Annotated in this window: 11 protein-coding genes; all 11 read right to left on the bottom strand. The window is 40.2% G+C overall.

Annotated features, from left to right (window positions below):
* Positions 1-14 precede the first annotated feature (14 nt).
* Positions 15-812, bottom strand: coding sequence for a tryptophan synthase subunit alpha (trpA, locus tag BV60_RS0107290; RefSeq protein WP_029320545.1), 798 nt, complete (start codon positions 810-812; stop codon positions 15-17).
* The gene (gene trpB, locus BV60_RS0107285) at positions 805-1995 is read right to left on the bottom strand and encodes a tryptophan synthase subunit beta (RefSeq protein WP_029320544.1); all 1191 of its coding nucleotides are present in this window, start codon (positions 1993-1995) and stop codon (positions 805-807) included. The genes trpA and trpB overlap by 8 nt, the downstream gene beginning before the upstream one ends.
* A 49-nt stretch (positions 1996-2044) precedes the next feature.
* The gene (locus BV60_RS0107280; protein WP_029320543.1) at positions 2045-2677 is read right to left on the bottom strand and encodes a phosphoribosylanthranilate isomerase; all 633 of its coding nucleotides are present in this window, start codon (positions 2675-2677) and stop codon (positions 2045-2047) included.
* A gap of 18 nt (positions 2678-2695) precedes the next feature.
* Positions 2696-3475 carry an indole-3-glycerol phosphate synthase TrpC gene (trpC, locus tag BV60_RS0107275; protein WP_029320542.1) on the bottom strand — a complete coding sequence of 260 codons (780 nt, stop codon included), beginning with the start codon at positions 3473-3475 and terminating at the stop codon, positions 2696-2698.
* A 13-nt stretch (positions 3476-3488) separates the two neighbouring features.
* Complete coding sequence (gene trpD, locus BV60_RS0107270) at positions 3489-4523, bottom strand: anthranilate phosphoribosyltransferase (protein WP_029320541.1); 1035 nt, start codon at positions 4521-4523, stop codon at positions 3489-3491.
* Between the two features lie 485 nt (positions 4524-5008).
* A complete protein-coding gene (locus BV60_RS0107265) occupies positions 5009-7135 on the bottom strand; it encodes a GGDEF domain-containing protein (RefSeq protein WP_029320540.1) in 2127 nt (708 codons plus the stop codon).
* The gene (locus BV60_RS0107260) at positions 7135-10371 is read right to left on the bottom strand and encodes a DegV family protein (RefSeq protein WP_051656570.1); all 3237 of its coding nucleotides are present in this window, start codon (positions 10369-10371) and stop codon (positions 7135-7137) included. The genes BV60_RS0107265 and BV60_RS0107260 overlap by 1 nt, the downstream gene beginning before the upstream one ends.
* The gene (locus BV60_RS0107255) at positions 10368-12428 is read right to left on the bottom strand and encodes a response regulator (RefSeq protein WP_029320538.1); all 2061 of its coding nucleotides are present in this window, start codon (positions 12426-12428) and stop codon (positions 10368-10370) included. Before BV60_RS0107255 ends, BV60_RS0107260 begins: the two co-directional genes overlap by 4 nt.
* Before the next feature lie 226 nt (positions 12429-12654).
* The gene (locus tag BV60_RS0107250; RefSeq protein ID WP_029320536.1) at positions 12655-15042 is read right to left on the bottom strand and encodes an HD-GYP domain-containing protein; all 2388 of its coding nucleotides are present in this window, start codon (positions 15040-15042) and stop codon (positions 12655-12657) included.
* Positions 15043-15066: 24 nt separating this feature from the next.
* A complete protein-coding gene (locus BV60_RS0107245) occupies positions 15067-15825 on the bottom strand; it encodes a response regulator (protein ID WP_029320534.1) in 759 nt (252 codons plus the stop codon).
* A 9-nt stretch (positions 15826-15834) separates the two neighbouring features.
* A complete protein-coding gene (locus BV60_RS0107240) occupies positions 15835-20097 on the bottom strand; it encodes a hybrid sensor histidine kinase/response regulator (RefSeq protein WP_029320533.1) in 4263 nt (1420 codons plus the stop codon).
* Positions 20098-20101: the final 4 nt, after the last annotated feature.

Below are 20101 nucleotides of genomic sequence, written 5' to 3'. Positions count from 1 at the left end.
TATAGAGCTAATTATCAGCAGGCCACGTCTGTAAGTTCCGTGTCTTTGTAGGCGCTCTTCATGCTTTTAACAAATTCTCCCACATGAGAGGGAGCATTCTTTCCATACTGTTCAATAATTCGGACAATAGCCGATCCCACGATCGCGCCGTCGGAAATCTCTGCCATATCTGATGCCTGCTCCGGTGTCGAAATTCCAAAGCCTACAGCACAGGGAACGTCAGTAGCTTCTCTGATTTTTTCCACTATTCCTTTGACGCCTCTGTTTATTGATGTTCTTGTTCCTGTTACTCCAAGGCTTGAAACAATGTAAATAAAGCCTTTCGCATTTGAAGCTATTGTTGCTATCCTCTCCTCGGATGTGGGCGCAACCATTGAAATAAAATCTATGCCATATACGTCTGCGACTGTCTCAAATTCCTCTTTTTCTTCATAAGGAACATCGGGAAGTATCACCCCATCCATTCCGGTTTTTTTACAGTTTTCAAAAAATCTGTCCATGCCATAGGAAAAAACAACATTTGCATAGGTCATAAACACCATGGGTATTTTTACCTCAGCTCTTATTTCCTCAACCATCCCAAAGATATCGTCTGTTGTTATGCCGTTCTTCAAAGCCCTGATATTTGCTCCCTGTATCACAGGTCCTTCCGCTGTGGGATCTGAAAAAGGAATGCCAAGCTCTATAAGGTCAGCGCCGTTTTTTACAAGCTCAGATATTATTTTCTTAGTTGTATCAAGATCCGGATCACCGCAAGTGATAAACGGAATAAATGCTTTTTTGTTTTTGAATGCCTCTGCTATTTTACTCATGGATATCCTCCCCTCTGTAACGTGCGATTGCTGCACAGTCCTTATCTCCTCTTCCCGAGATTGTTATTACTATTATGTCGTCCTTACTCATGGTAGGCGCTAGTTTTATTGCGTGAGCAACCGCATGTGATGACTCGATTGCTGGAATTATCCCCTCTGTTCTTGATAAATACTCGAATGCATTTACCGCTTCATCATCGGTAACAGGCACATATTCAGCTCTTCCAATATCGTGAAGATAAGCATGCTCCGGTCCTACTCCGGGATAATCAAGTCCAGCAGATATGGAGTAAACCGGTGCTATCTGACCATATTCGTCCTGGCAGAAGTAGGATTTCATACCATGGAAAATTCCAAGCTTTCCTGTATTGACTGTAGCCGCTGTTTCAAAGGTATCAATTCCTCTTCCTGCTGCTTCACACCCTATCAGTCTTACACCCTCATCTCCTATAAAGTTGTAGAAGCTTCCGATGGCATTTGAACCGCCTCCGACACATGCAACCACGGCGCTTGGAAGTCTGCCTTCCTTTTCAAGGATCTGCTCTTTTATCTCCTTGGAAATAACTGACTGAAAATCACGTACTATTGTCGGAAAAGGGTGCGGTCCCATTACCGAACCAAGACAGTAATGCGTATCATCGATTCTTGTTGTCCACTCTCTCATTGCCTCGGAAACTGCATCCTTAAGTGTTGCTGTTCCTGTAGTTACAGGTATTACCTCAGCTCCAAGAAGGCGCATTCTGTATACATTAAGTGCCTGTCTTTCCGTATCCTCTTTTCCCATAAAGACCACGCACTCCATACCCATAAGAGCTGCTGCGGTTGCGGTTGCAACGCCGTGCTGACCTGCTCCTGTTTCAGCAATGAGTCTGGTTTTTCCCATCTTCTTTGCAAGAAGAGCCTGTCCAAGAACGTTATTTATCTTATGCGAACCTGTATGGTTTAAATCCTCTCTCTTAAGATAAATCTTTGCCCCGCCAAGATCCTTAGTCATCTTCTCAGCATAATAAAGTCTTGAAGGTCTTCCCGCATATTCATTAAGAAGCTCTGTAAGCTCCCTGTTAAAATCGGGATCGTTCTTGTAATGTTCATATGCTTTTTCAAGCTCTATTACCGCATTCATAAGAGTTTCCGGTATGTACTGTCCGCCATGGACTCCGAATCTTCCTTTTGCTACTGTCATTTTCTCACCTCATCTGTAACCAAATATTTTATATACTAAAACTGTTCTTTTACCGATTTCTGACGGCACTTATCATTTTTCTCATTTTTTCCTCATCCTTTATACCATCTGTCTCAATACCTGAGCTGACATCTATGGCATAGGGATGAATCAGTACCGCTTCTTCAATGTTGCCCCTGTTAATTCCGCCTGCAAGGAAATAATCCCGCTCTATCATCCGCAGTATATCCCAGTTAAAGGCTTTTCCGGTCCCCTGTCCGGAATCTACAAGAACCATATCAGAAGGAAATTCATTTATACCTTTTATGATATTTTCCAAAAGTCCGTTCTTTTCATCATCCGAAATGCTATCCTGTTTTATCTGAAAAGCCTTTATTATCTTAGCATCAGTCAGATCACGAAGCGTCTTTACGTATTCATCATCCTCCTGTCCGTGGAGCTGAATGATATCGATTATCCCGTTATTTGCAGCCTCTGCAACTTTACCGGGAGCTTCATCCACAAAGACACCTACCGCTTTAATGCTTTTATTTAATTTTTTCTTAAGTTCCCCTGCTTTTTCGAAGGTTACATAACGCTTACTTTTCTTATAAAAAACAAAGCCTATGTACTCAGGAAGAAACCCGTTTACTGCCTCGATGTCCTGCATTCTTGTAAGCCCGCAGAATTTAATCCTTGTCATTTGGTAAAACCTCATTCCTTACAGCGACTTGAATTCCTGCAGAAGTTTTTTTCTGTCATCGGCTCTCATAAGTGTTTCACCTATCAGAACAGCATCAACTCCGCCATCCTTCAGAGCCTTTACGTCACCGGCTGTTTTTATACCGCTCTCCGAAACATATATAACATCTCTCGGTATCATCTGACGGAGCCTCATACTGTTTGAAGTATCAACGGAAAAATCCTTCAGATTTCTGTTATTTACTCCGATTATTCGTGCTCCTGCCTCAAGTCCTATTTCTACTTCTGCCTCATCATGAGCTTCCACGAGGGCAGATAATCCAAGTTCATCACAGATGCCTATGTATTCCTCGATCTGTTCCTTTTCAAGAATTGAACAGATAAGAAGAACAGCTGATGCGCCGAGTACCTTTGCTTCATATATCATGTATTCATCAACCGTAAAATCTTTTCTGAGACATGGAATCTTAACTGCATCAGAAATCTCCGAAAGGTATCTGTCATCTCCCAAAAACCACTTGGGTTCTGTCAGGGCCGAAATGCAATCGGCACCTGCCTTCTCATAATCAAGAGCAATATCCAGATAAGGAAAATTCTCAGCGATCAGTCCCTTGGAGGGGGATGCCTTTTTACATTCGCATATAAAAGATAACCCTTCCTTTTTCAGAGCCTTTTCGAATGAGAAGTCTCCCTTTGGAAGAGCCTTAGCTTCAAAGTAAAGCTCTTCCAAAGATTTGTTCTGTTTTGCTTTTTCCACTCTGACTTTGGCATAGTCAGCAAGTTCATCAAGTATTGTCATTATGTACTCCTCATCAGGCACTGATTTCCTCAGCTCTGTTACTTACTTCGATAAGCTTTTCAAGTGTCTCCATTGCTTTTCCGGAATCGATGATCTCGCCAGCAAGCTTAACTCCTTCTGAAAAGCTTTCAGCCTTTCCTCCGATATAAAGTGAAGCTCCTGCGTTCATCAGCACCGCATTTCTCTTATGGCCTTTTTCTCCGCTAAGGATCTTTCTTGTAATCTCTGCATTCTCGGAAGGTGTGCCACCCTTAAGGTCATCCTTGGTGCATCTCTCAAAGCCGAAATCTTCGGGAGTTATTGTATAGCATTTATACCATCCGTCCTTTATCTCGCATACCTTGGTAGGTGCGCTCATTGAGATCTCATCGAGCTTATCCATTCCGTATACGACCATTCCTCTTTGTACTCCGAGACTTATAAGAACCTGAGCAAGTGGCTCAACAAGGTATTCATCATATACTCCGAGAAGCTGCATTTTAGGTGAACCGGGATTTGTAAGGGGTCCCAGAATGTTGAAAACTGTTCTGAACCCGAGCTCCTTTCTGATCGCTCCCACATACTTCATGGATGAGTGATATTTCTGAGCAAAGAAGAAACACATTCCGACCTCTTCAAGAAGTTCAATACATCTTTCAGGGCTCTGCTGAATATTTACGCCAAGCGCCTCAAGGCAGTCAGCTGTTCCGCAGCTTGAAGATGCTGCTCTGTTACCGTGCTTTGCAACCTTCATTCCTCCTGCTGCCGCAACAAGAGCTGAGGTAGTTGAAATATTGAAGCTGTGAGCATTGTCTCCGCCTGTGCCGACGATCTCGAATACATCCATTCCTGTGTCAACCTTTGTTGCATGATCTCTCATTGCTGCTGCACAGCCTGCAATTTCCTCGGTTGTTTCCGCTCTTGCGCTTTTTGTTGAAAGAGCTGACAAAAATGCTGCGTTCTGAGTAGGAGTTGTCTCGCCACCCATAATCTCATTCATTACTGCATATGCTTCATCATATGTAAGGTCCTCTTTGTTTACTATTTTTACGATTGCTTCTTTGATCATGGTCATTACCTCCCTTTTTGTACAATAATAATTGTCTGCATTACTCTCTTAATGTTCTGTCCGGAAGAATGTAATAAAAAAGTCCCTGACAGAAATATTTTTTCTGTCAAGGACGAATAATCTAAACTATCCGCGGTGCCACCTTGAATTCATAGCTAAAGCTACGCGCTTATCAGGATACCAACATATCCCCGGCAACTGACGTATGCCCTACGTTGCAGACTACCTAATGAAATTACTGTTCCATTTATCGCCCACACCCTCAGCGGTCCATTTGACAATTTGTTTCTTACCCGGCTCTCACCACCCCGGACTCTCTGTGAAGGCATCACTGCCGTTATCTCCGCTTCATCGGTTTAAAGTATTAAGTTGTAACAAAGTTTACTTTCAAATCACTGCCTTGTCAATCAATTTTATGAAATTGATTAATTTTGTTAGCAAAGAGATTAAAATAAATCAATATACAAGAATATAAAGCATTTATTCTAGCCGGATTTTTTCATATCTTCTTCCAAAAGTTCATCCACACGGTTTAAAACAATCTCCATATCTGAAGTTCCGTTAGCGCAGTAAACAGAACCTGTAAACATAGTGACACCTTTCTTTTCAATCATACGTCTTGCGCATTCAACATCATTATCAAAATATGGTTCTTCCGTTTCAAAGCCAAAGCACACAAATTCATTTCCGTTCAGACGATAAACATTTTCTTCTCCAAAAATTTCCATAAGGCTCCTGGCAACCTCTATAACTATCTTATCTCCGGCATCGTAGCCTTGTTCCTTATTTATTTCTTCAAGTCCCTTTATGTCAACCCGCATATATCCAAAGGTTCCTGCCATGTCCAGTCCGTTTTCCATAAATTTCCTGTATGCCATATGGTTTCTTGCACCGGAAAGGACATCATTATAGTTATAGTAGAACAGCCTCTTTTGCTCTTCTCGCTGTAAAATCAACTGTGAGAGGAAATATGATATCAGATTGATAATCTCTGAAATATCTATCAGTTTCACACGGGGAGCATCCATTACACCGCATATTCCCGTAAGCTTGCCGTTTATCTCAAGAGCACCTATTACAATATTCTCACCTCCGTAGTTTTTCATAAGATCATAAAAATACGGATTGGATGTTTTTAATTGTTCTATATTATTAATAATAAACCTTCTACCATTACTTATATACTTCTCATAGAGCTTATCCAGCACACCCTCATAGGGTAAATATACAAGCTCTATATCTTCAGCCGTTAAACCATCACTACTCCATTCATAAGAGCCACGATATTTACCGTTTTTCTGATCCTCAAAGATGAAAATTCTTTCAGCCTCAAGCTCTTTCCCCATAAAATCCAGCAAAGCCTTGATATTATATTCCGGCGAATCGGAAGAGAGGGCATACTGAAGAGCATGATTAATAAAGCGTTCCCTCTGAATCTGCGCATGATCCTTGGTCCACCATTTAAGAAATCTGATCATCATGTATATGACAAATATAACCATTCCAAACATGGTATATTTTCCCTGTACATCTGTCAGTGTCATACTGGTGAAATCTCTTACCAGATCTATCAGGCCGCAAACCAACACAATACCGATAACAAGGTATGTATTTCTCATTTCAACTTCCAACCCGTTACGTCTGCAATAATTGGCATTATTAACAGCGATAATCAACAAGATTATCATAATAATTACCAAATACGGTATCAGAAACAGCGAAAATGAGTAGCACATATCAAGATTAAGAATATATCTTGCTGCGATTATTCCAAATTCAAAAACTGCTGACATCCAGAAACCGATATGTTGGAATACATCATTTTTTTTGACCGTAAGTGAATTAAAGAAAGTTATGAGCGGATACCCCACAAGAAAAGGCAAAACCTTGTTCATGTCACGCCACGCATATATTGCCCCCGTCAAAAGCTGCATGATATTGGTATCTATAAAAAGCCATGTCCCGGCTATAAGGGATGTTACTCCAAGCGCCAATATATTAAAGGGCAGAGCATCCTTATTTGAAACTGCACAATATATCAATATCAGGATAATTCCAAAAAGTATCATTAGTGCACAATACAAACTGGGAACCATCATTCTCTGAAATGTCAGACGCATATAATCTGATGACGGACATATATACACATTTAATATTCTGCCTGTCTTTTGGCCTTCATAGCAGCAGCTGCTTACTATGGTTACCTTTTTTCCGGCATTTAAGGTTCCGATTCCCACTTCATGAAATACGATTCCCGTGCCGGTACCCGTAAGATTCGGCCTGGTTTTGAAGCTGTATGCCTCCTTATCATTTATAAGGACCTCAACATTTGTGTTCTGTGATTCAAAGCAAAGTGAATCCATTTCAGTCAGCTTATTCGGTAAATTTTTTTCAAGTCTGACCCGGCCGTTATAATTACCTGCAAGAACTTCCTCAATTCTCGGAATGTTTTCTTCTCCTACAGCCCAATTTTCCGAAAAACTGTCCGGCTGCTCTGTAAATCCGGATTTAAACAAATCGGTCCTAAGAGGTATAACAAAAAAAATCATTACCAATAGATTTCCGAATAATAAAGCATATATTCCTTTTATGACGCTCGTCTTTTTTTTCATTAGTATTCCTTCACAAACTTATTTATGACTTCATGGTAATATCTGTAATCGGCAATAAGCCTATCCGTGTTCTGTCTTATAAAATCAATGTCTCCGGCTTTTGCGGCATTTTCCAACCTGAGGGCTGACTTTGCCAATTCATCTGCGCCAATAATTCTTGCTGAATTCTTTAGATTGGATACTTTTGTCACATACTTTTCCCAGTCCTCATCCTTGTAGCAGTTTTCAATTTCCATTGCATTACGGTCAATTGTTTTAGAAAAAAGCTGCATCATTGCAAGCATGGTCTCTTCAGAGCCTGCATAATCAAGAGCTTTCTTATAATTTATTCCGCTTTGCTTTTCATCAGGCTTTAATATGGGATCGTTATATAATCTGTTACTTCTGTATTCATTTTTGTCTTCAATTGTATCTTCAGTTTTATCTTCCGCATTATCTTCAGCAGCATTGTCCGCGTTTTCTTCTGAGCCATCCTGTAATTTCATATTGGCAAAAGAGTCTTCGATTACATCTGGCTTTTTCTTCTCTTCCAGCATCATGCTAAGGTCGTAGGGTATGTCTCCCTTACCAATGAAAGACAAACCGATAGCTCCAAAACCACAGTTGAGGGTCATTGCCGCACAGACTTTCTTAAATATAATATTTTTAAAATTGACCCGTTTCCTTATTCTCTCTTCAATAGCTTTCCTCTCTGACTCTGTGATATCTATATATTCCACAAACAACAAATCCGTATCAGGATTCTCAAACCTGTTCAGAGCATGGTCAATATACTTTCCGTAGCAATCCTGTCTTTCTCCCATAAACAGACGCCAGACAGTAACCCTGTTGTCTATGATGCGCATAACAGGCTTTAAGGAAAATGTACTCATGATGCCATATATATTTCTGCCGATAATTCCACGTTTCATCATAAAACCGGCATCTGTTGTAATAAAACTGCATCTGATATTTTCTCTTGCTCTCTTCAGTTCTTCCAGAATCTTGTCGAGAGTTCTTCCCTGCATGGATCTCCTGTAAGCCAAAAGGACCAGTAGTCCCAAAGCGCATGAATTATATCCCGAATTAAAAACAATCACATTCTCATATGCCCTAGCTGCAGCTTTAGCATTCTCATACTCTTTACTAAATCCCGGAGCAAGCGTAAGGTAAATTATCTGATGAGCTTTTTTCATTATACGACCGAAAAAGTTCTCAAATTCCTCGACGGTTGGAGGTGCAGAATTAAATTCCATACCTTCACGCATATAGTGAATAAGGTCATCTGTACTAACCTCCTGACGGTCATAATATGTTTTACCTTCCGTTGTGATCGTAAAAGGTATTATGTCTATATTTTTTTCGTCTAACACTTTGGCAGGAAGATCACACATACTGCTGGTGCATATAGCAATAGGAAGTTTTTTGCTGTAACCGTTTGCGGTATTCATCTGAGCCGTAGTACCGCCAAATCCTTCCGTCCTGTTTATCTTGATTTCAGGCAAATGGCTTAGAAGCATGTCTTCAAGCTGTCTTCCGGTGACAGGTTTTACCAGATAGTCATCGAAGCCACTGCGGTCGTATAGCTCTCTGTTTTCGCTGTCTGCGTTAGCTGTAAGCACAATTACAGGAACTGTATTATTAAGACCACCCTCCTGATTCCTTATATTCTGAAAGCATTCAATTCCATCCATCTCCGGCATAAGATGGTCCATAAAAATAAGGTCATAACGATAATTGAGCGTCATAGACAGCGCTTCCTGTCCACTGCTCGCTGTATGTATAGTGATTTCTGTATCAGCAAGCAGCTTTTTTTCAACCTCAAGGTTCATCTCATTATCATCAACTATAAGTATTGCTGCTTCCGAAGCCGTAAAGCATGGAACATATTTGTCCGTTTCACGCTTGTTTCCGGATTTTACAAGATTGATTTCACCAATAACATCTTTTCTGGTCACCTGCTGCCACAGGGCCATCATAAATGTGGATCCCTGAGTATAAACGCTGTTTACTGTTATTCTTCCTCCCATAAGCTCAACAAGCTGTTTAACTATTGCAAGTCCAAGTCCAGTGCCTTCTATCTTACTGTTTTTTTCCTCATCTATTCTCCGGAAAGCATCAAAAAGATACGGAATAGCATCCTGTTTGATACCCATTCCCGTATCAGTCACAGAGAACAAAAGAAGTATCTGCTTATCCCTTATGTCCTCCTTCTCTACCGATAATGTTACGGTTCCCTCATTTGTGTATTTAACCGCATTGTTCAAAAGATTTATTAGTATCTGTTTGATGCGCATCTCATCGCCAAAAAGCTCTGCCGGAATTGACGGGTCGACCTCAACCTTAAGTTCAAGTCCCTTTTCTTCAGCACGCATCCATATCATATTTACAATTTCAGACAGCATCTTTTCCAGGTTATAGTTCACAGAAACTATATCCATCTTGCCTGCTTCTATTTTGGAGAAATCCAGAATGTCATTTACGAGCGCAAGAAGCATCCTGCCCGCACCCTGAATATTCTCAGCATCCTTTATTATCTCCTCAGAGGCATCCTCCTGCCTCAGAATAATCTCATTTAACCCAAGAATAGAGTTTATCGGTGTCCTTATCTCATGACTCATATTTGAGAAAAATCTGTTTTGTGCCAGGTTAAGTTCCTCTACCTTCTTTGTCTCCTCACGGGCTCTTTTATTTTCCTCCATGAGAAGCCATTCTTCAAACCACGCCATGACACAGCAAATAAATCCCACAAGTATCATAGAAATAAGGGAATCAATGTAAAACATACTCTCCTGATGCTTGCTTACCAGTTCAGGCCTGAAAAAACCATTCAGGTAAAAAATACAGGTCTCTATAGTGAGAACTATAAGCATCAGAGGTCTCCATTTACCACTTAACACAAGTCCTGTATAAAGATATGCGAAGATTATCCACAATACACCTCCGCCTCTTAAGCCTCCGCCAAAATAAAACAATATAGGCAGAAGTATGAAAACAATTCCAAGCACAATGAACCTTATAGCATACTTTACTTTATTCAGTTTTACTGCAATATATGTAATTACCGGAACAATTGCCGCGATAATAGCTACAGTTATTGTCTCAACAATATTCTCATCAAAAAATATATCGCCTATCAGTCCCAATATGATAAAGAAATCCGTTACAGATGTCAGCAGCAAAAAAACACGCTCTCTGAAGCTGCGCTTAGGGTCCTTGATCATATGAATCAGCCGGTTTAGGAAGCCAAATTTCATATTGCACCTCCTCTGCCACGGATATTGCCATTTCTCAAAATGCGGTTCATGACTCTCTCAAACGCATTTAGATTAATAGGTTTACTTATAAAGCCATCAAAGCCTTCCTTCAGGAACATTTCCCTTGCACCGCTTATGGCATTTGCCGTAAGGGCAATAACGCAAACACTCCTGTTGTTCTGTGCAGCAATCTTCCTCAGCTCTTTCATAGCTTCAATACCATCCATTTCAGGCATCATATGGTCCATAAATATGATGTCATAAAATGACTGTGAGTACTTGGCAATAGCTTCTGCTCCGCTGTTTGCGACCTCAATATTCATTTTGTATTCCTTAAAAAGTCCGCTGGCCACAACAAGGTTCATAGGTTCATCATCAACGATGAGGGCACGAAGTCCGTCAAGCACCGGCCTTCCTTCTTCAGGCAGGATATTGGCTGGATAAATATCTCCGTTTAACACTCTTAGCATCTGATACCCACTTGCAGGCTTTGCTATACGGATAATACCGCTATTCCTTGGACGCAGAAAATCATAGCGACTTGATACAGCCACTGTGATATTGCCCTGCGCTATTGTCTCAAAGTACTCAGGATCAAGGTCATATTCTTCAATTCCTATAAACACATGAGTAATCTTTCCCCTATCTATATATCGTTTCAACTCAGTCAGGCTGGGAACACCATAAAGATTAAGACGTAGTCCGGCAGCAAAGTTCGAGCCAAGTGCCTTGTAGTATTCATTAACAGCTGAATATTTGTACTTGTTCGGGATAAAATAGAATGCTATATTGATAAATCTCTTGTCAGCAACACTCATACACGGTGAATGATCGATTATTTCCTGAGCTATGCTGACACGTACGCATGTCCCCTTACGTCTCTCACTCTCAATACTTACAAATCCTTTCATAAGGCGTGCAAAACCAAATACAATGGAAAGTCCAAGGCCTATGCCGCCTGTGCTTCTGTTTCGCCTCTTATTTACCTGATATCGTCCTCTGGTTATTCTTTCAATATCACTTTCAGTCATACCTATGCCGGTATCAGATACTTCAATTGTAAGATTTATGCCATAGTCTTTTTTTATTCCTGAAATTTTCAGATAGACTCCGCCCTCACTTGTAAACTTGAAGGCATTGTCCAGAAGATGATCCATTATCTTACGAATTTTTACAGAATCTCCCCGAAGACATGCGGGCAAATTCGGATCCAAATCGATAACAAATTCAATCTTGTCGTTCTTAGCGAAAATATTATAATTTGCTACTATATCATTCAGCACAGAAGAAATTTCATATCTGTCCTCCTCTAACCTTGCATCTCCTCTTTGTATCTCACTGTAGTCCTGAATATCCTCTATCTGCTGTGAAAGGCGTACTCCCGCATTCCTGATGGCGATAACATCATCGCTTCTTTCTTTTTTCAGGATGAGGGTGGTCATACCGTTTATTACATTTACAGGTGTTCTAAGTTCATGAGAAATGTTGACAAGAAAGTCTTCAAGTCCGATACTGTCTGTCTCCTCATTGCTGTATTTGCTTTCAAGCTCATCTTCAACAACGCGTTCACTTTTCAGTATAGTCTTAAGAGCTCTGTAGCAGCATATTTCCAATAATCCCTGAAAAACCAATCTTGAAATAACAATAGAATTAAACTCGATAGCATTGGTACCCACAGCATAAATTATCTGCATAAGCATAATTGCAAAGAATTCCCCCATAATGAATATCAGAAATTCTTCCCTCTTAAGCATTGCTGTAGTCACCATAAGCAGCATAGAGAAAATGACAGCATCATAGAACCCGGTCGCATGTGCGCCATGATAGAAAGCTACCAGCATGGAAAAGGATATATAGATTTTTTCCCTAAGGCGCATTTCCAGATGGTTTCTTACATGAATACCCCAGCAGATAATGATTCCCAAAAATATAAGCGGAGGCATCCAAAATTCCCATCCCTGCAGGATGCTTTCCAATAATACACCCATGCTGGCGGTGGTTATGATTATGATAACGGCATTATGTTTTTTGGTAACAAGATCGTTTTTATCTCCCACCGTTCAATCTCCATTTAAAGAAACTGTCAGAAACCATACCCGCCCAAAAAACATAATCATACACATAAATTTTACCATGAATAGAATTAAATAAGAGTAAACTTTCAGGTCCGTTTATTAGAAGAAACCGCTATTTATATAAAGATTTTATGAAAACTGTATAGAATAAAAAAGGGCAAAGATGGCATGAAGGCCATCTTTGCCTTTTTTTCACTGTTCATGTTATTTACAGATATCTTATCTCTGTAAGTGCTACCTGATCGCCTGTGAGCGCAACATAAATCTCCTCGGGATTATCGTAAACGTTTGTGACATTTCGTATTGAAATTCCACCATTTACTGTCGTAAGGGTGATCCTGTTTCCAAACCTGGTAAATTTCAGCTCACAGTCATAGCCCTTCTTGTTGAATTCCTTCCATACATCCCAATTTTCAAAATCATCAAGGATGTTTGTAACCATCTTATTTTCCGATGATCCGTTTGACTCCCAGTACTCACCATCAAGTCTTATAAGCGCAAACTCTTTGTAATTCGGCCCGTTTACCTTTTTATCATCGGAGTAGAAAAATATAATATGCGGACAATGCCACACAAGCCTGGCTGTAGGAAGACTCATGGCGTGGAAGTCAATTCTCATTCCATCCCTGATTGGAACACCGTCAGTGATAGCCATATGATAGCCGTCAACCTGTATGTTGGGAACATCACCGACTATCGTGTTGATATAGCTTATCTCCTCAGCAATTCGAGGGATATAATTTTCATCTATAGGCTCATCTGCCTTACTTATAACTACATCGGTTATATGACAATGCTCTCCTGTAAGGGAAATATACATAAACCTTGAAGCATTAGGAAGTGCAATGATCGCCTCCACAATCTTGTATTTACTGCTTATCGTGATCTTGGCATGATCCTTGATTTTTACCGCTTCAACATCATACTCTGTTACACTCTTTTTCTCTATAACAGGCCCCTGCTTCTCCAAGACCTTTATCTGAGTCTGAATATCCCTGGCTCCGCTGCAGACCTTGTTACCATCGAACCAAATTTCACCAAATTCAAAATAATTCAGTTCTTCAATCTTTTTGGCTTCATTGTAAATACGTCCATCAAGTGAATCGAACAAAAGAAGTGCAGGCATGCTGAATTGATTACCAAGATCTTCCTCTGTCTCACATTTCATATGAATTTTTGTAGTATATTGATTTATCAGTATTCCTTCTGATACTTCACTTCTGTATTCCACAGGATGAAGCTCATTTCTTCCCGCAAGCTCTTTTAAATTCGTCTTCTCCTGCATCTCGTATTCTTCATCGATATCGATAAGATGAAGCATGATCTTGGCGAATACGGGATCAAACTGTGTACCGGTTCCCTTTATTATTTCTTCCCTGACCTTTTCCTGCGGACTTGCATCTCTGTACTTTCTCTTTGAGGTCATCACATCATAGGCATCGGCAACCGCAATTATCCTGGCTATCACAGGTATGTCATCGCCTCTTAGCTTATCGGGATAGCCCTTTCCGTCGTATCTTTCATGGTGATATTTTGCCCCGATACTAAGATATGGGAACTCGGTAATACTTGAAAGTATTTCGCTCCCGATATATACATGCTGCTGAATTTCCTCATATTCCTCATCTGTAAGTCCACTTGCCTTTTCGATTATCTCATCGGAAACCCCGATTTTGCCTACATCATGCAATAGCGCAGCGTAATATACTTCATCACATTCCTTATCGTTCATGCCGTACTCCACGGCAATTCTCCTTGCATATTCCGCAACCCTTGAAGAATGTCCGTGAGTATATTTATCTTTTGCATCAATAGCGCTTACAAGAGCCATTGCAGTCTGATCAAAAAGGTTTTTTATGCTCTTTCGTTCTTTTCGAAGATAATCAACTTCTTTTTTATAAGCAAGTTCAGCCATGTCATTGAGATCAATAAGAGAAAACGTATAGATCATTATAGAGATCACAACTATCGTGATATTTGTGAGAGAAAGCCCGTATAAAAAAATCTGAGCCGCAGTAGCTATGATAGGAGCTGTCGCAAAAAACAGAAATCCTATCCGCAATCTCCTTCTAAGATTACCGTGATATTTTATTATCGTACATAAAAAGATTATCATTGTAGCAAATGGGAACAGGTAAAAAAACATAAGTCCCGACGCTCTATGATAATGATTGGTTTCATCAAAGGTATAAAGCCAGCCGGTAAACTGTGAGACTACAAGAAATAGCTCACCCACGGAAATAATAATCTCAACGATTCTTAAACTAAAAGGCACAAAGCCAAGACAATCCTTTTCCCTAAGGACATCAGACAGGTAGAGATTGAAGGCATGCAGAATCGCGAATGACATAAAGTACACAAGAAAGTTGGTTATCCTGACCATCCAGAAGCCAAGTGTTGATTCGTCACCGCGATAAATATACGCCAGTCTGTCAGCGATCATCAGAATCATCCCGGATAACTGAAGATATGCTATGCAAGCCTTTCTCCTTGGCGTCATATTTTTTGCTAATATGGTGTATGCAGCTGTTACCCCGCAAATCCCCGCGAGGACCAGCATAATATCCAATTGACATGCACGCAATAATTCAAACATCAGATGTTCTCCCCAAAGTTACTTTTATCTGTGTAATAAAAAGAAATTCTGAAGCTTATCCAGAAGTTCCTGTCTCCCTATAGTCTTAAGAAAATAACCCTCGGGCTTAAGAGAAACTACCGACATAACGCTTTCCTTATCACTTTTACCTGTAAGAAACATTACCGGTATATTCTTTGTTTCCTCATCACTTCTAAGCATTTCAAGAACCTGAGGACCGGTTGTAACAGGCATCTCGTGGTCAAGCAGGATTAAATCAGCCTTGTTTTTGCCAAGCCACTTAATTGCCTGCATGCCTGAGGTTGCCATTGATACCTTATATGTTTCACGAAGCCATTCTCTGACAAGTCCGAGATAATTTGCATCATCGTCCACTACAAGAATGCTCTTCTTAAACTCGCCCATCGCAGCCTTACTGAACAGCTCGTTTACAGTCCGAACAAACTCCGCATTATCAACAGGACGTGTAAAGCTCCGATAAACAAGGTCTGCCGGAACGTGATCTTCGATATATTTAATATCACTTTTCTCGCCGATGGGAATCATCTCCATATGGTCATCAGTCAGCTTATCAATAAGGAATCTGAGGACTTCTTCGCTTGGTCTGTCTCCGTCAGTCATATAAGGAACGATAAGGTCGCTTCCTTCCCATCCCGCATTAATACTGTCGATTTCCCATTTTTTAAATATACCGTCCATTTCCGCATCCTTTATTTTCTGGATGAGTACTTTGACGAGGAAAGTCTCCTTCTCTCCAATAACCATAATCCGGTTTTTTTTCATAATAACTCCTTATCCAAGCAGTTTTTCCATTTCATCCCAGCTAAAGGTTTTAAGCAGTTTCTCAAGTTCAGCGATTTTCTCTTTATCTCCATCAGGAAGCTTATAGTTCTTAAGTTCATAAAGTACCATTTCAACTCCGTCATAGTCCATCTGCGGTACAAGCTCTTTTAGCGCTTCGTATGCCCCCATCAGTTCATCTTCCGGTATAAACTCCTTTGAAGAATCATCTTCAGTCTCATTAGCTCCAAGTCCTTTAAGCTTTTCCTTATATGCTCTGTAATCAGACAGAAGCGTAGATGTATTTTCATTTATAAACTCAATATCGCCTTTGTTACCTGCATTCTCAAGTTTTTCCGCAAGTGCGGAAAGCTCCATTGCACCAACAATTCTGCAGGAGCTCTTAAGCGCATGTACCTTCACTGTAAATAATCTTATATCATTACTGTTATATGCTTTTTCAATAACCTCTGCGTTACTATCTATCGTATCATAAAATAGCGTTATAGAATTAATAAAAGCAGTAATTCCTCCGGAGTTTTTTATTCCAAATAAAGAAGATATGCCTTCTACATCATTAAGCCATCGTTTATCTTCAGGGAATTCCTCAGTTTCCACATAGGCTTCATTAACTTCAGGCTTCATCATTATCTCGGGAGGCAGATGCTTCATTATTGCTTTTTCAAGCTCTACGCTGTCCACAGGCTTTGGCAGATATCCGTCAAACCCTTTGGATTTATAGAAAGCAGATCCGCCTGCTGCCGCATTCGCGGTAAGAGCATATACAGGAAGATCAGGATGTGTTTCCCTAATGTGCTCAAGGGTTTCAATACCATCCATGCCGGGCATCATATGATCAAGAAGTACCAGGTTAAAGCTGCCGTACTTTATCTTTTCAAGGCATTCCTCTCCGCTTGAAGCAGTAGTTACGAACATCCTGGTAGCCTTAAGAAGTCCTTTTATAACATTCAGGTTCATAGGATTGTCGTCAACCACAAGGATCTCCGCATCCGGAGCTATAAACTGAGGTATGTACGGTCCGCTTATTGCCTTTTCCTCATGTTCAATAAACTTGCCTATTCCTTCAGGATCAACAATCTTCTGGTTCAGGGTAAAAATGAACTCAGACCCTTTTCCATATACGCTTTCGCACCAAAGCTGTCCATTCATAAGCTCTGCGAAACGCCTGGATATATCAAGTCCCAGTCCGGTTCCCTGAATAGCCTTGTTCTTTTCTTCATCCAGTCTTTCATAAGCTGTAAAAAGTTTATCTACATCCTCAGCCTTTACACCTATACCCGTATCCTTAACGGATATTTTTATACTGCAGGTGGCTTCCGTCATCTCTGCCACAAGCACCTTTAGTGTAAAACCACCTTCATCAGTATATTTAACCGCATTTGTCAAAAGATTAAGTATTATCTGCTTGATCTTTCCGGAATCGCCATAAAGCTTTCTGGGCAGTTTTTCATCTATATTGATCTCAAATGTAAGGTCCTTCTGCTCGCTACGCACCCGTATCATCGTAACTATAGATCTTATTAATTCAATAGTATCATATTCAGTCTCCACAAGGTGCATTTTGCCGGATTCGATTTTTGATATATCAAGAAGATCGTTTATCAGATTTAAAAGTGATTCTGTTGCACTCCTTATGTCAGTGGCATAATTTATCATTGAGAGAAAATATGGCTTTGGCACATCAGTCGGATCCTCTCTCATTATCATTTCATCCATTCCCATAATTGTATTTATAGGTGTTCTGATCTCATGTGAAATATTGGCCAGAAATCTGGATTTTGCAAGATTAGCTCTCTCTGCCTCATCCCTGGCTGCCCTTATCTGTTCATACTGCCTTCTTATGACAGTCCCTGTCATAACTCTCCACACGATAAATCCGACAATAATTGAAAGAGCAACAGCCAAAAGTATCCTGATAATCGTAAGCTCCACAAAATGAGGCTTTTTAACTATCCTGAATACCTTCTCCTGATAAATATCTCCGCTTGAAGGGCTGATTATCTGTATGTGAAGATTATAGTTTCCGTATTTAAGTCCTGTATATTCAAGAGCAGACAGTTTGTTCTGGGTAGCAGTAATACCGCTGTCTCCGGCACCATCAAGATACATGTGAACCAGGGGATTTGCCATGGAATAATCAAGTATTGCTGCACTTATCTGTACTCTTCCCAGATTTGAAGGCAGTACATAATCCCCATTTGCATCAGGCATGATCTCTTCACCATTTATTGTTATGGATCTTACTCCGATTTTTATTTGTGAAGACTGATCAAAAAAATTGTTTACATTAACACTGCATACACCGCTTCTTCCGGAAATATACAGTATTCCCGAATCACTCAAAGTGCTGTATGCATTGTCCGTAGGCACACTGGTAAGACCGTTTTCTATCGTACTTAATCTGTAATCGGTAACATTGTTATCAAGCATTTCCCGCACTTTTACAGTAAATACCCCATAAGCTGAAAGTACCCACAAAATATCATTATCATCAGAATAGACATCGCAAATATTATTAAACGGGAAGGTGTCTACATTCTTAATTTTACCTTCCTTCATATACTGAATGGAATTTGATGTAATAATCCAGTAAACACCGTGTTTCTCATCCCACTTTATTTTCAGGACAACATCACTGGTAAGACCGTTTTTCCGGTTTATCCTGTTTATTCCGTTCCTTGTTATTTCAAAAATGCCACCACCGTCGGTTCCGGCAAGAATAGTATTATTATCTCCCTCTTCAATGGTAAGGATTACAGTATTTGTAAGTCCTTCATTTTCACCATAGGTCTTCTTTACCCTGCCATCCTTTATTACGGAGACACCCCCATTAGTCCCCACAAGTACCGAGCGGTCATCTGTCGTCGCTGCGCATCTTACTTCATTGCTTGACAGGCCTACACCCTCTGTATAGCATTTTATGATATTGTCTTTTGAGTAATAGATAAGTCCCTTATCATCGGTATAAGTACATATCCACAAATTATTATCTTCATCACAGACTATACATCTGATTCTTGTCCCTTTAAGGTAATCTGTCAGTTCATTCTCCACGATCTGCTCATTAGCGTCTATTATCTGTAAGCCGCTATCCGTACCGATATACAGTTCATCATCCCTTATACAGGTGGAATTTACCACATCCTTTTGCTGATGAGAAATATCCGTAAGATTTCTGAAATTACTGCTGACAATTTTCATGACGCCCTGTCTTGTTGAACAGAACCACAGATTCCCCTGATAATCGGGAACCATCATCTCTATGGAGCTGTTTAACGGTATATCTGTAAGAACATGAAAGATTTTATTTTCATCAAAATATCCTATCTGTGTGTCAGAGTTTACCCATATTCTGTCACAAGCTTCGGTTATCCAATTAATCCCCTCCAAAGGAGCAACCGGGTATTCATTGTACCTTGTAATTCTTTTGCCGAAAGGACCGTAATATACTTTGTTTCCGGGACCCCCAAGATACACATAACCAGGGTGCTTCTGATCGGCATAAATAGTGGTAATGCCACCTATCCCCATGTCTTTTCCACTAATATATTCAGTCACTTCTCCTGCGAATATGCAAAAAGCATCTCCATTTCTGGTATTTCCGTAAACCTTACAGTCAGTATCAGTTGTCATCCTGATAATATACTGATTATCAAGGCGATTATCATCAATGGGATGAACCCTGTACTCTTCGTCAATGTACACAACACCGTCAGTAGTCCCTACCCACATCTTTTTATCATTACTCTCCCCAAAGCCTCTGATGGATGATGATGGTAATCCGTCTTCATCGGTAATATGTATAGTTTCTTCATCATCAAGTATTACAATTCCGTTATCGTTTGTTCCTACCCAGATTCTGTTATTTTTATCCTCATATATAACTCTCCCGTTAACGAGTCCCGAGGATGCGTCAAGTCTGGTAAAACAATCACCGTCATATTGAAGTATTCCGCTGTAACCACCTATCCATATATATCCGTCACTCTCTGAAAAAACACAGTTTGCATCAGATGTAGGAAGTCCGTTTGTTGCATCATAAAGAACGGATGCAAACCCCACTTCCGGTATCTGACCGGAAGCAGCATAACCACCACCCGTTTTAGCAATCTCTGCTTCCTCATGCTTATCCGTTGCAGCTTCATTAGAAGCACTCTTTACATATATCTTTGGAAAAGAACTCCCTATAAAAGCAGCAAAAAAAGCTGCTGCCAATATCATTCCCGAAATCTTTTTTATACTACCGGTCTTCATACTT

This window comes from Butyrivibrio sp. AE3004, assembly GCF_000703165.1.
Lineage (GTDB): Bacteria > Bacillota > Clostridia > Lachnospirales > Lachnospiraceae > Butyrivibrio.
This window is presented reverse-complemented; position numbering and strand designations above follow the sequence as displayed.

Coding starts and splice junctions, on each gene's coding strand:
- trpA (WP_029320545.1), bottom strand. CDS start 812: ATGAGTAAAATAGCAGAGGCATTCAAAAACAAAAAAGCATTTATTCCG.
- trpB (WP_029320544.1), bottom strand. CDS start 1,995: ATGACAGTAGCAAAAGGAAGATTCGGAGTCCATGGCGGACAGTACATA.
- BV60_RS0107280 (WP_029320543.1), bottom strand. CDS start 2,677: ATGACAAGGATTAAATTCTGCGGGCTTACAAGAATGCAGGACATCGAG.
- trpC (WP_029320542.1), bottom strand. CDS start 3,475: ATGACAATACTTGATGAACTTGCTGACTATGCCAAAGTCAGAGTGGAA.
- trpD (WP_029320541.1), bottom strand. CDS start 4,523: ATGATCAAAGAAGCAATCGTAAAAATAGTAAACAAAGAGGACCTTACA.
- BV60_RS0107265 (WP_029320540.1), bottom strand. CDS start 7,135: ATGAAAAAAAAGACGAGCGTCATAAAAGGAATATATGCTTTATTATTC.
- BV60_RS0107260 (WP_051656570.1), bottom strand. CDS start 10,371: ATGAAATTTGGCTTCCTAAACCGGCTGATTCATATGATCAAGGACCCT.
- BV60_RS0107250 (WP_029320536.1), bottom strand. CDS start 15,042: ATGTTTGAATTATTGCGTGCATGTCAATTGGATATTATGCTGGTCCTC.
- BV60_RS0107245 (WP_029320534.1), bottom strand. CDS start 15,825: ATGAAAAAAAACCGGATTATGGTTATTGGAGAGAAGGAGACTTTCCTC.
- BV60_RS0107240 (WP_029320533.1), bottom strand. CDS start 20,097: ATGAAGACCGGTAGTATAAAAAAGATTTCGGGAATGATATTGGCAGCA.